The organism is Thiosulfativibrio zosterae, assembly GCF_011398155.1.
Taxonomy (GTDB): Bacteria; Pseudomonadota; Gammaproteobacteria; order Thiomicrospirales; family Thiomicrospiraceae; genus Thiosulfativibrio; species Thiosulfativibrio zosterae.
Genome location: NZ_AP021888.1, coordinates 2,256,931 through 2,270,477, shown reverse-complemented (window position 1 = coordinate 2,270,477; position 13,547 = coordinate 2,256,931). Strand labels below are relative to the sequence as shown.

Below are 13,547 nucleotides of genomic sequence, written 5' to 3'. Positions count from 1 at the left end.
CGCTTATGAAAATCATCAAGACGGTGAAGGAAAAGAGCACTACTTAAGATCCTTTCCTAAACGTTCTCTTTGATAGCTACCATCTTGTACATGCTGGCACCAATCTTGATTCTCCAAATACCACTTCACGGTTTTTTTGATACCAGTTTCGAAGGTTTCTTGCGGCTCCCAGCCTAATTCTTGTTTAATTTTGCTGGCATCGATAGCGTAGCGCATATCATGTCCAGGTCTGTCTGCGACGTAGGTAATTTGTTGTTCGTATTTGTCTGCTTTGGGCCTTACTTCGTCGAGTATAGCGCAGATAGTTTTAACCACTTCTATGTTTTGTTTTTCGTTGTGACCACCAATGTTGTAGGTTTCCCCTACTTTACCTTGAGTAGCAACAACGACTAATGCTCTTGCGTGGTCTTCTACATAGAGCCAGTCTCGAATTTGATTGCCTTTGCCATACACGGGTAAAGGTTTGCCTTCTAGAGCATTTAAGATGACGAGAGGTATCAGTTTTTCTGGAAAATGATAAGGGCCATAATTATTTGAGCAATTGGTCACCAGCGTGGGCAATTTATAAGTTCTTTGCCAAGCGCGCACTAAATGATCAGATCCTGCCTTAGAGGCTGAATAAGGCGAGCTGGGAGCGTAGGGTGTTTTTTCGGTAAACAGGGGTAGACTGTCTTTTTCTATATCAGGCACTTCTTCAGGGTGCGGAAGATCCCCATAGACTTCATCGGTTGATATGTGGTGAAACTTGAAGTTGGCTTTTTTGCCCCCATCAAGCGTATTCCAATAGGCCCTTGCTTGCTCAAGTAGAGTGTAAGTGCCAACGATATTTGTCTGAATAAATTCACCTGGGCCATCTATTGAACGATCTACATGAGATTCCGCAGCTAAATGCATTACGATATCTGGCTGGTGGGTATTAAAAACGCGTTTTAATTCTGCCGCATCACAAATATCCACCTGTTCAAAAGCGTAACGCGCGTTTTGGGAAACGGTTTTTAGAGATTCTAAATTGCCCGCATAAGTCAACTTATCAACATTCACAACGGAATGTTCGGTGTCATTGATTAAATGGCGTACCACGGCTGAACCGATAAAACCGGCACCGCCAGTCACTAGAATTTTTTTGTTTGATGGTTTTGTCATGCTTGTTTCTCAAGTTCTTTTAAACATATTTTAAGTGAGTCTTGCCAATAAGGAATGTCGAAACCAAAATGCTGCTTGATTTTCGCTTTGTTCATTAAACTGTAGTGGGGGCGTTTGGCTGGTGTTGGATAGTCTTTTGTTTCTATAGGGGTCACTTTAACCTGCACTTGGGCCATTTCAAAAATGGTCTTCGCGAAGTCATACCAACTGCAAACTCCCTCGTTACTGTAATGATAAATCGGCGTTTGTGTGAGCTTTTCAGGCTGGTTAGCAAGCGTCAAAACAGCTTGTGCCAAATCCCCAGCATAGGTAGGGCTCCCAACCTGATCGAAAATAACACCCAAGGCCTCACGCTCCTTGCCTAGTCGCAGCATGGTTTTAACAAAATTATTGCCAAACTCAGAATAAACCCAGCTGGTACGAATAATCGCGCCTTTGGGCTGAATGGTCTGCATGGCTTGCTCGCCTTTTAACTTCGTTAACCCATAAACGCCTTGAGGGTCAACGAGATCCGTTTCAATATAAGGCTTATGGTTTGTGCCATTGAACACATAATCCGTACTGACGTGAATCATCATGGCATTATGTTGTTTGCAGATTTTAGCCAGTTGCTCTAGTGCTTGATGATTGATTGAATTGGCTAATTCTGGCTCAGATTCTGCTCTATCAACGGCGGTATAGGCCGCACAATTGATAATGACATCAAAAGATCTGTCCTGAAAAAAACTTGCAATACTTTGCGCCTGACTTAAATCAAGTTCATCTCTCGCAACAAAGGTAAATTGGTAATCTGGATATTGCCCTGCTATTTTTTGTATGCTTTGCCCCAACTGACCGTTTGCGCCAGTGACTAGAATTTTCTTAAGCATAATAATCCACACCAAATTCAAAGCAAGTACCTAAATCCCCCAGGCCTGGTTGTTTTTGGTCTTTTTCGGAGAGTTGTAACAGCGCTTTTGGCAGTTGCCAGTCAATCTTAAGTTCAGGATCATCAAAAGCCAGTCCTCGATCGCACTCAGGTGAATAATAGTTATCCACCTTGTAGGCAAAAGTTGCTGACTCACTTAACACGAGAAAGCCGTGGGCAAATCCTCTGGGAATAAACAGTTGGTGTTTGTTACTGTCATTAAGCAATACCGCTACATGCTGACCAAAGGTTGGGCTGTTTTGACGAATATCCACCGCCACATCCAACACTTCACCTTCAATTACACGCACAAGTTTGCTTTGAGCAAAAGGTGGCAATTGAAAGTGCAGTCCGCGTAATACTCCTTTAGTCGATTTAGATTCATTGTCTTGGCAGAAATTGACCTGATACCCAAGGGCTGCTTCAAACTTATCTTGACGAAAAGTTTCGACAAAATATCCACGATGGTCACCGTGCACTTTAGGTTGAATTAAAATCACATCTGGAATCGCTTGAGGAATAAACTGCATTTAGAGGACTCCTTCCTCGGCTCTTTTGAGTAAGTATTGACCATATTGATTCTTTTTAAGCGGTTGCGCCAATTCAATCAATTGCTCTTTATTGATATAGCCCATTTCATAAGCGATTTCCTCTAAACAGGCTACTTTAAGGCCTTGGCGTTTTTCAATGGTTTCTATAAAAGCTGAGGCTTCTAACAAAGACTCGTGAGTTCCCGTATCTAACCAGGCATAACCTCTACCCATAGTTTCTAGTTTTAAGCGACCTTCTCCTAGATACATTTGATTAACGGTCGTAATTTCCAATTCACCACGATGAGAAGGCTTTACCTCTGAAGCTTTTTGAACCACATCATTGGGGTAGAAGTATAAGCCTGTAACGGCATAGTTAGATTTGGGATGGGTAGGTTTTTCTTCTAAGCTAATAACGGTACCTTTATGATCGAATTCTGCAACGCCATACCTTTCTGGGTCTGAAACATGGTAACCAAACACCGTAGCTTTGTTTTGTTGAGCATTTTGAACGGCTGATTCAAGCATATTAGGCAAGTCGTGACCATAATAGATATTATCACCTAGGATAAGGCAGGCATCATCACTGCCGATAAAATCTTTACCTAAAATGAAAGCTTGGGCAAGGCCATCAGGCGATGGCTGAACGATATACTCAAAACGCATACCCAATTCAGAACCATCCCCTAAAAGTCGCTTAAAGCTTGCCTGATCCTCAGGTGTTGTAATAATTAAAACTTCTTTAATGCCGGCCAACATCAATACCGACAAAGGATAATAAACCATTGGCTTATCATAAATGGGCACTAACTGCTTAGAAACCCCTTTGGTAATTGGATAAAGTCTAGTGCCGGATCCTCCAGCTAAAATTATGCCTTTCATTGCTTGCTCAACTTATGGTTTGTTTTAAAAATGGAAATAACTCAAGTTAGTCAAAATGCTTCAAGGTATAGGCATTTTGAAGGTTTAAACTCAAGTTAATATTGTAAAAAGGATCTTTTGCAATAATGTTTGGCCAAGTGTTGGCCATATATTGAATTTCAGATTCAAAACGGGCTTGTTTTTCAGGTGTAGTATCTAAGCCCCTGGTAATAGATTCAAAATGATACAGTTCAGCAAAAGGTGTCCATACATTTCTGTAACCTTTACTCATGACTTTTAAGCAAAAATCAACATCATTAAAAGCGACAGTTAAGTGCGTTTCATCTAAACCCTCAACTTCTTTATAAATACTTTTTTTAACAAGTAAGCAAGCTCCCGTGACAGCCGTTACTACCCTTGGTAGAGTAGCAAGGCCAAAATAGCCCGGATCAGTTTTTTCTTTTAGATGGAATGCATGTCCAGCAATACCTCCCAGTCCTAATATAACGCCTGCATGTTGTACTCTGTTGTCTGGGTAGAGCAGTTTCGCGCCAACAACACCAACGCCAGGTCGGCAAGCCATGCGCATCATTTCAGTAAGCCAGTTATTAGATATAACCTGCGTATCATTATTTAACAACAATACATACTCACTGTTGGCTAAGTCAACGGCGCGGTTATTGATAGCAGAATAATTAAATGGACTCTCATCTCTAACAACTTTAATTTTAGGGTGTCTTGATTGAATTTGTTTAAGATAATTTAAAGTTTGTGGTTCGTCTGAACGGTTATCAATAATAAGAATGCTGAAGTTTTGATAGGTAGTTTTATTGAGAATACTTTCAATACAGTTTTTGATCAGTTTAAAACCGTTATAAGTTGGAATAATCAATGTCACAGAGGGTTGTACGATAGGATTTTTTTCGATAAGTCTATAGAGTCCTGAGTTAAATACTTCAACCTCACCTATTAAATGATTGTTTTGTGCAAATTCTTTGATGGCTTGTTTTGCTGCGTTAATTGCATAAGGCTTTTCCGCAATATTAATAGATGTGCTTCCAGGCACAACACGCCAATGATAAAGTACTTTTGGAATATGAATAATGTCACTCGGTTTTACTTTTTCAGCGCAGCGTAAAAGTAAGTCGTAATCTTGTGCGCCCTCAAACCCCTCCCTGAAACCATTAATTGACTTAACCAGAGCGGTTTCATACACACCTAAATGGGAAAAGTAATTTTGTCCTAAAATTAATTCAAAGTTCCAATCTGTTTTGAAGTATGGGTCTGAAAGGGTTTCGTCTAAATGAATTTTATCTTCATCAGAATAGATCAATTTTGCTGTGGGATTGTCTATCAGAGCTTGATTAACCCAAAACAAGGCATCGATTGTCAGGAGGTCATCATGGTCAAGCAAAACTAAAAAGTTACCAGTAGCTTGCTCTATAGCAAGGTTTGATGCTTTGCTAATATGGCCATTTGATGTAGCGTGATAAACTTTAATTCTTGAATCTGCCGCACTAAGGCTATCCAGAAAAGGCTTGATGTCTTCATTTGTAGAAGCATCGTTACAGATACACAATTCCCAATGGGTGTAAATTTGAGACTGCACTGATTTGATTGCGGCTTCTAAAAGGCCAATGTCCGAGTTGTAAACGGGCATGATAATTGAGAATAAAGTTGGGTTCAATATGTTTTGGTCAGGAGTGTTTTTTATGTTTTCCAACCTAATCTCTAAGTCTCGCTTGAACCAGAGATTGTAATCAACTTGATGGTTTCTCAAGTTGATTTGTTGGTAAATTCTTCTTAAAAGTGCTTTGAAGCCATGTTGATTTCTAAAATCATTCGCTTTCTTGATTAGCATTAAATTTTTTTTTAGGATTCGAGCCATTTTTCTAAGTAATTCACTGGCCAGTCTTATAGGTAGAGTGAGTTTCCAAGATGTTGAGTTTAATATGCGATTTAACTGGTTTTGAATTTCATCAACTCGCAATTCAATTAACGCAGTCTGTGTTTCTGATAAGAGTTGATTATATTTATGCACAAGCGTGTTGAACTCTCTTTCTAATGACAAGCGTTCACTTGGGTTATCCTTTAGCAAGGTATTGAGGCTATTAAGGTTAGCCATAAAGGTTTGTTGAATACCAGATATCTCAAATTGCTGTATCAATGTCTTATTTTGGTTGTTAAGAAGCGTCAGAATTTCAGGGTCTGAAGGTTTTTCAAGAAAAAGAACGCCTAAACCATTCGAGTGATGAAATTCGAAATGATAGGGGTATTGATTTTTAAGTTCTTCCCAAAGCTTAAAAACGCCAAAGTCATTTTCCCTAACCGTAATATCATGAAAAAGAATCACGCCATTGCTTTTCATTTTACAAAGCCATGAAGTGTAATCATGCTTAACAGCATCATAAGTGTGAAGACCATCAATGTGTAAAATATCAATTTGATTATTTTCAAATGTACCTAAAGCTTCATCAAAAGTCATTCTCATTAGGTTGGAAAATGAAGCATAGTGTTCTGTGTTATGTGAGTTGACAGAAGTAAATATATCTTCACTGTAAAAATTGGCGTGCGGGTCACCTTGCCATGTATCAATGGCATAGCATTGGGTTTTTAACGCATGGGCTTTTATCGACTCACATATGGCAAAATAAGAGTTTCCAGAATGTGTGCCTAACTCTACAAAAATATTAGGACCAAGCTTGCAAATCAACCACATGGCAAACGGCGTATGCCCCACCCAAGAATAGGGGAAGTTTAGATGGCTAGGGTTGATTAATGACCAGCAGTTTTGTTTGTCAATATGAGTCATTCTTTCTCCCAGAGTATGTTTATTATGTTCCATTGCCACCATAGCCACGGCTTATCCCTTAGTGTTTTTGATAGTTGTTCCGCAGCTTCCGATAGGGCAGTTTCAGGTTCGTTACTGAGTTTAATAACTCTGCATATGGTTGAGTTACCATTGTCGATATTTTCTGCATAATAGAGATTCGCATGAGTCTTTCTTGCAAGACGTACGATGCCTGGGGCAACTTTTAGAAAGCCTTTTTCAAAGCGAGGTCTTATTTGTCGTGAAATGTCGCCTTCAGGAATGTCAAACATAATAACAATACTTTCTTTATTTTTTAGAGCTTTGTACATCAATATCGGATTTTGATTAGTCTTAAACCATTGGCCGCCACTAATTCTTGCTACATTTTGCATTTTGTAGTTTAAGTATGTTCGGGTGGTTGGGTCCAAATGCGGGTTAGTTTGGTCAACGGCTTGGCTGAGCATGCCAACATTATTTGTATGAAGCCCAAGATAGCCTATTGAAGATAAAGGTCTACCAAAATGACTCATAATAATAATTTTTCCATTAGGATCTTCTTTAAATTCTTTTAGGTCATTCTCAAAGTTAGCGTCATAAGAGATGTGTTTAAAATCGTCTAAGACTTTAATTTTGGGGTAAAAAAAACTGTCCATTTCTTCCCGAGCTAACATTTGAAAGTGTAGCTTAGTCCAATTAACGGCGGTTTTAAAATCAACAGCGTAAAAGTTTTGTATCCCTTCTCTGTATTGGTTTACCCATTCTTTTTCGAAAATAAAGAAAAGTTTGTAGCCAATGTAAGATGCAATGGGATAAGCCCAGTTTTTAGGTAGAAATTTTAATGCAGGCAGTATAGCTCTTAGTTTTAGCGCCCTAACGAAAGAATTTAATTTCAATTCAGTGTCTCATTATTGATGTGAAGTTCCCAATGATGAGCAAGTTGAACTAAGCCAACTTCTAGGTGTGTCTGTTTTACTTGGAATTCAGCAACCCTGCGAAGATGTTCGTAAACATGAATGCCTTTTTCGCAAAGCAGGAAGGCATCGATGCTATAAACTCCTTTTAAAAGCGGTAAGTTAGGAATTTTCAAATGAATTTCTTCAGCTGTTTTAGGAATGGTAATTGAGTCTACATGAGAGATAAAACTACAGACTTGCACGCCCGCAGGCGTTTCTATAACAAATCCTAGAGTCGGTGCTGGCGCCTTAGAAGAAAATTTAATTTTAGAAACAAGCTCAAGCGTATCAAGGTTATTGTTGAATACAGTGATATCCTTTTCTAATTTATTGGTTTCTTTGCCATTTTTGAGTAAAGTGATATTCAATATTCTTGGAGAATCAGTGGATTCAGGAGAAACCTGTAAAGGATGTTTTGGAGCATTTCCCTCGGATTTTACAGACTCCAAATCTAGCCAAGATTGATATGCAGATGTAACGTCTTTGGTTTCACCTATGCATTCTATTTTACCTGACTTTATCCAAATTGCTTTTTGGCATAGAGCTTCAATTTGGTAAAGCGCATGTGAACAAAATAAAAGCGTACAACCCTCAGCTTTCAATTGCATGATCTTATCAAAAGATTTTTTTGCAAAAGCGCCATCCCCTACACTAAGCGCTTCATCAATGACCAAAATATCAGGAGATACATGGACTGCAACCGAGAAAGCTAGGCGTAAAAACATGCCGCTGGAATAGGTTTTGACAGGGTTGTCAATAGCATATTCAATTTCAGAAAACGCAACAATTTCATCAAACTTTGACTTTATTTCATCGTGAGACATTCCAAGGATTGCAGCATTCATCCAAATGTTTTCTCTGCCAGTAAACTCCGGATTAAAGCCAGCGCCAAGTTCCAATAAAGCCGCGATGCGTCCTTTAATTTTAACGGTACCTTTAGACGGGTAAAGTGTGCCACAAATCAGCTGCAGAAGGGTTGATTTTCCAGCACCATTTCGTCCTATAATGCCAATTGACTCACCTTTTTGAAGGGTAAAATTGATATTGTCTAATGCACTAAAGGTTTTGTGCCTTGATTTAGATGGGAATAAAAACTCTAAAAACCTATCGCCAGGGTTCGAGTAAAGCTTAAAGTCTTTCGAAACTGATAAAGCCTCAACAGCTATGTTTAAATTGTTAGAGGACATCAGCAAACCCTCGTTTTAGTTTTAAATAGACAAAAGTTCCCACTAAAAGAGACGCTAAGGAGAAAGCCCATAAATAAACATGGCTCGATAAGGGTGGCCATTCATTCAGTAAAATGGCAGAGCGTAAGGCTTCAATTAAAACAGCCATGGGATTCAAGCTTAACCAAAATCCAGCACTGCCTTTAACTGCAGATAAAGGATAAAAAATAGGAGTTAAGAACATCAATAAAGTTACAAGTAGTCCCATGATTTGGCCAAGATCTCTAAGGTAAACCCCTAGGCTTGTTATTAGTAATGACAGGCCCAATGAAGCAATGATAAAAGGTAATATTAAAATTGGAACAACAAGCCAGGTTAGAAAAGGTGTGCTTAAAAATAATAGTATGATGGCAAAGAGTAGCATTGTTAAAAATAAATGGTACATGGCGCTTAAAACGATACTTGCTGGTAATGCCCACAAGGGAAACACTACTTTTGTAATAAGATTTGTTTGTGAAGTAAACAGTGTGGGTGAGCGCGAAAGAACTTCTGCAAACGTTTGGTGAATGATCAAACCAACAAAAACAAATAGTGCAAAATTGAGGGGGCCTTGTGATTCATCATGTGGCCATTTCATTTGGAATATGCCGTTAAATACAAAGGTGAAAACGGCAAGCAAAAGCAAAGGCATTACAAATATCCAGCCCGTACCGAGAACCGTATTTTGGTACTTTGCTCTGATTTCTCGTTGTGTGAATTGTTTTAGTATTAGAGCGCTGTTTTTTAAGCTTAATATTTTTTTTATAAAATCATGTAAGAACAATCTAATCACCCTGAGCAAATCAATTTTGAATTTTAAGTTAATATCCTGTTAAATTCAAATACCTTTTAATCGCAAACAAATTGATTTAGGGCTGCTCATGGCAAATAATGTTGTTTAGTAATGGTTTTGAGGCTTGTAAATAAGTATTTTTGCAAATTAAAATTTGCGTATTCAATAGCTTGCTTTTATCAACCAGTTCGTGTGCTTTGTTGACTGTATAGCCAATGGCGGTGTAGGAGCTTCTAAAAGGGGTGCCAAGGTTTCCCACAATTACTTCACCAGTGCTAATGCCTATTCGCATTTTTAAAGTAGGGAATCCAGGATTGTTTTGGTTAAAGACCTCTATCTGTTGCAAAATTTCTAGCGCAGTTTTAATTGCTAGGTCTGCATGGTTGGGTTGTTCAAAAGGAGCGTTCCAAAAAGCCATAAGCTCATCTCCAATATATTTGTCAATTGTGGCATCGTATTTCTGAGCGCAATCGGTCATTACCATTAAAGCTTTTTGGGCAAGATCGGCTGTTAGTTGGGGTGAGTTGTTTTGGCTTATGGCTGTAAAGCCCTCTATGTCAGCGAATAAAACGGTAATAACCCTTTTTTGAGGTGTAAGGCTGTTTTCTGGGTTAGAAATGAGCTTGTCAACAAGGTTTGGGGCAAGATAATCCTTAAATAAGTCAGTTATCAAAGAATTTTGTTGATTGGCTTTAAACCATTGGTAAGGTATTAAAAATGCGAGAAGCAAAATCAAGTTTATGGGAACAAGCGAGGGGTTTATATTTGTGCCATTTATCCAAGCTAGCCAAGAAAAATAAAGCCAGGCAGCGATGCTAAACAAAGCAATGGTTATTCCCGAGATCGAGTTGTTTGAAAGAAAAGAAAAAAGTATGATTAAACCCATGGTAATCGTGAGGGCAACCGGTAGATAGTGAGAAACATTCCATTCGGATTTCTCGGGCTCCAAAAAATTTGCCAGAAGTTCTGCGTGAATAATAACCCCCGGTAACCACGGATTAATGGGTGTGGAGACTCTATCGCCCAAACCTAAGGCACTAGAGCCAATGAGTATCCATTTGTTTTCAAAAATATGGCTAGGGATTTGTTCATATAAAATGGCTTGCGCAGGAACGACAATCCAAGAAGAAATTTCTCTGTTAAAAGGAATTGTTTCGGTTGTCTTATTAAAGCGACTTTTGGGTATTATAAGTTTTTGACTTAATGCCATTGCCAGAGCAAGGTTGGGGGTCGATATTGAGTGGAAGTTAACCCAGGTAGGTATTCTTCGAATCTTGCCGTCGCTATCAATAATTGGGCTAATATGTCCAAGGCATTTTGATTTTTGAGTCAGGTTTTCAAAATTACCAATAACACCATTTGCTTCGATATAAATTGGCGAGTAGGGATAAAGTTTTTTGATTTGGCCTATTTCTTTGCTCTTATTCTCAGTGTTGTAATCAAACGCGGTAGCCAAACAAATATGATTGGTTTGTATGATTTGGCTTAATTGGCTATCGCCTAAAGCTGATTTTTCGTTAGGAAAGACGATGTCCAAGCCTATTTGCTTTGGGTTTTGAGCTGCGATCTTCTCTAAGAAGGTTGCAAACAACTCTCTGCTCCAAGGCCATTCTCCAAAGGTGTCTAAGGTTTGGTCATCTATGTCAATAATAATGATGTCTTGAGGGGCTGGGTTGATTGCTTTAAGTTCTGTAAATTTATCTAATATTAATCGATCGGCTTGTTTAAAAATGTCATTTTTCAATAAAAAGTAAACACTCCCGCAATAGAGAAGGATGAGGGTAAGAATAATAATGTTTGTTTTGTTATTGAGTTTAAAATGCATTGTAGTGAGTTTTTTAATTTATTTGTACGAGTAGAGCACAATATGAAACTTAATAATACACATGTTACGCTATCTTTGCTTAAGCAGATAAATTTGTTAGCGGGTTTGTCAGATGCCGCGCTTGAGGCAATAATTCCTAAGATTAAAGTGTTAAGCCTTTCTAAGGGGGAGTATCTTTTCCATAAGGGAGCGGAGTCTTCAGAGTTGTATTTTTTATTAAATGGTTCTCTGCAGGTTTTGGATTACACGCCAGAAGGTCAATTAATCGGTTTGGCCGTTATTCGGCCAGGTTGGCATGTTGGCGAAATGGCTGTTTTAGATGACGAGCCGCGTTCTGCATCCATTATGGCTGAAAAAGACTCTGAGTTGCTCTACCTTAGTCACAAGCATGCACTTGAATTGTTTACTCACGAACCGATTGTTGCTTTAAGGGTGATGAGGGGATTGGTTTCAATCATCAGAAAAGATAATAATGTCCGTGCCATTATTGCAATACCAAATGCAAAAGTTAGGGTTTATCGTTATTTAATGTCTATTGCCACAGAGGTAGAGGGCGAGATGCATATCAATAATTTGCCCAAGCATTCAGCTTTGGCATCTATCTGTAATACCAGTCGAGAAACTGTGAGTAGGGCCTTGTCAGAACTACAAAAAAATCAAATTGCTAGCAAGTTAAACACTCATGACTGGGTTATAGATGCAAGCGCGCTTGAATTGTTTATTGAAAATATTGTTTTTGACTAAGGTTAAGTTATTATTTCAGTCTAAAGCTGGGTTTTTAAAGCGTTTGTTTTCTGGATAACTTCAGTTTTCATCTATATGTAAGTGTCAATAATGTTATTATTTATAAACGGATAGTTACCTTGAATGTAACTGTTTAAACTTTTTTCAATCATAGATTTTGTTTCAATCTTCATTAATTAAGGGGAGCTTTATGTTAAGTTTTAGGTCTTTACAGCTTTGTAAACTTTCCTGGCTTGGATGGTTAAAATCTTATTTGAATCAAAAAGTTGCAAAATCCATGGTGTTGGTCAGTGGTTTGTTGATGATTTCCGCGCAATCATTGGCTCTGGAGGGTTCAGTAAATTCTTCAAATATGCAAGTCATTGGGCAAGTCATGTTAATGACGGGTAAAGATGCCGTTTTGATTCGTAATAACCAAGCTCTGCCTCTAAAAATGAAAGCAGATATTCTAGAAGGTGATTCGCTTCAAACTCAGCAAGGTACTTTTGTGCACTTAAAGATGAAAGATAATGCTCGAATTTCTTTGCGACCACAAAGCCAGCTTGAAATAGTCTGTTATCAAGTGCAACAACAGTCAAAAGGTTGTATGAAACTTACTTTAAAGCAAGGTGAAGTAAGGGTTGTGGATGGTGATGCAGCCAAATTGGCGCCAGAAACTTTTAGACTCAATACGCCAGTAGCCGCGATAGGTGTTAAAGGTACAGACTTTGTGGTTTCCTCAACACTGCAAGAAAGCTTGGTGCGTGTTTTAGAGGGTGCTGTTGTGGCTTCACCTTTCGGAGGTGATTGCACCGCAAATGGTTTGGGTGTATGCACTACCTCTTTGTCGTCTGTGTTGAGCGCACTTGATCCCTATGCCTTAAGAGTCACTCCTGGTGTCTTGCCGCTTAAGGTTCCTTTGGATAACTTGCCAGATGTGGTCGCTCAAAAGTCATTAAAGCAATTACAAGCTTTAGCTGGTCAGGATTTGGAGCAAAGTTCGCAGTCATCATCTGCAGCTTCACCTGTTACGGATGTTGCTGTTACAGATGTGGCGACCATTTTGGCAGACTCGCCCTTGTTGGTTGAAAAGTTTTTAACAAAATCCTTGCAGTATTTTAAAGAAAGCTCATCAGTGAGCTCTGTTCCTGTTTCGGTTTCGCAAGATATTCCATTGGTCTTTAGTTATTGGACAAATGATGCTAAAGGGTTAAATGTGCCAATAGACTCAGCAAGAGAAGGGCGTTCTGTTACGGTTGGTGATAACCAAACGGTATTGTGGCGTAATCAGGGTGAGTATTTGCCCATGCCTGGCGTTGTTAATTATGGTTTAAAGGCTGCTGAGGGCTTTTTGTATACACAGGGTGATGCAAAAGTTGTTGGTGTGTTAGGGGGTGCTTTAAAAATAAACTTTGACAGTAGGCTTTTTCAAACGCGCTTAGATATGCTGATGCCCGGCGGAGCTTTTAACAGTCAGTCAATAGAATCCACTATGGCTCGAGACGATGGTATTTTTGCATTAAAAAATCAGATGGGTGTCACTGTTAATGGTGCTATTTCTAATGATGGTCAGGCTGTAGGGTATATTTTAAATCAGCAGTCTCAAGATGGATTGCTTAAGGTGCAAACGCTTTGGCAGTCCAATTCTGTTGTGCCTTAATTTTTAAAGTTGGTTGCTAAGAGTGTTTATAGATAGATTAATGCTTGTGACAACCTATTTTTATCGATTCATTCTGCAAAGGGCAAAGGTTTGTTAATAATAGCTTTGCCTTTTAGAAAGCCTTGGCTAAGCTTG

General features: G+C 38.8%; 11 protein-coding genes. 2 read left to right on the top strand and 9 right to left on the bottom strand.

Features of this window, described 5'->3' with window-relative positions; all coding sequences use genetic code 11:
* Positions 1-39: 39 nt before the first annotated feature.
* From rfbB to THMIRH_RS10455, 9 genes are all read right to left on the bottom strand, one after another.
* On the bottom strand, positions 40-1,143 hold the full coding sequence (rfbB, locus tag THMIRH_RS10495) for a dTDP-glucose 4,6-dehydratase (protein ID WP_173292040.1): 1,104 nt from the start codon (positions 1,141-1,143) through the stop codon (positions 40-42).
* A complete protein-coding gene (gene rfbD / locus THMIRH_RS10490; protein ID WP_173292039.1) occupies positions 1,140-2,012 on the bottom strand; it encodes a dTDP-4-dehydrorhamnose reductase in 873 nt (290 codons plus the stop codon). The genes rfbB and rfbD overlap by 4 nt, the downstream gene beginning before the upstream one ends.
* Complete coding sequence (gene rfbC, locus THMIRH_RS10485; protein WP_173292038.1) at positions 2,005-2,580, bottom strand: dTDP-4-dehydrorhamnose 3,5-epimerase; 576 nt, start codon at positions 2,578-2,580, stop codon at positions 2,005-2,007. The genes rfbD and rfbC overlap by 8 nt, the downstream gene beginning before the upstream one ends.
* A complete protein-coding gene (gene rfbA, locus THMIRH_RS10480) occupies positions 2,581-3,462 on the bottom strand; it encodes a glucose-1-phosphate thymidylyltransferase RfbA (protein WP_173292037.1) in 882 nt (293 codons plus the stop codon).
* A 46-nt stretch (positions 3,463-3,508) separates the two neighbouring features.
* Positions 3,509-6,295 carry a glycosyltransferase gene (locus THMIRH_RS10475; RefSeq protein ID WP_243831536.1) on the bottom strand — a complete coding sequence of 929 codons (2,787 nt, stop codon included), beginning with the start codon at positions 6,293-6,295 and terminating at the stop codon, positions 3,509-3,511.
* Positions 6,250-7,146, bottom strand: a complete 897-nt coding sequence (locus THMIRH_RS10470; protein WP_173292035.1) for a hypothetical protein — start codon at positions 7,144-7,146, stop codon at positions 6,250-6,252. Before THMIRH_RS10470 ends, THMIRH_RS10475 begins: the two co-directional genes overlap by 46 nt.
* Positions 7,143-8,393: an ABC transporter ATP-binding protein gene (locus tag THMIRH_RS10465; RefSeq protein ID WP_173292034.1), complete on the bottom strand. Its 1,251-nt coding sequence runs from the start codon at positions 8,391-8,393 to the stop codon at positions 7,143-7,145. Before THMIRH_RS10465 ends, THMIRH_RS10470 begins: the two co-directional genes overlap by 4 nt.
* A complete protein-coding gene (locus THMIRH_RS10460) occupies positions 8,383-9,195 on the bottom strand; it encodes an ABC transporter permease (protein ID WP_173292033.1) in 813 nt (270 codons plus the stop codon). Before THMIRH_RS10460 ends, THMIRH_RS10465 begins: the two co-directional genes overlap by 11 nt.
* A gap of 85 nt (positions 9,196-9,280) precedes the next feature.
* Complete coding sequence (locus tag THMIRH_RS10455) at positions 9,281-11,029, bottom strand: CHASE2 domain-containing protein (protein WP_173292032.1); 1,749 nt, start codon at positions 11,027-11,029, stop codon at positions 9,281-9,283.
* A gap of 42 nt (positions 11,030-11,071) precedes the next feature.
* Between THMIRH_RS10455 and THMIRH_RS10450 the strand changes: the two genes are divergently transcribed.
* On the top strand, positions 11,072-11,773 hold the full coding sequence (locus THMIRH_RS10450; RefSeq protein WP_173292031.1) for a Crp/Fnr family transcriptional regulator: 702 nt from the start codon (positions 11,072-11,074) through the stop codon (positions 11,771-11,773).
* Positions 11,774-11,963: 190 nt separating this feature from the next.
* Positions 11,964-13,412 carry a FecR family protein gene (locus tag THMIRH_RS10445; protein ID WP_173292030.1) on the top strand — a complete coding sequence of 483 codons (1,449 nt, stop codon included), beginning with the start codon at positions 11,964-11,966 and terminating at the stop codon, positions 13,410-13,412.
* Positions 13,413-13,547: the final 135 nt, after the last annotated feature.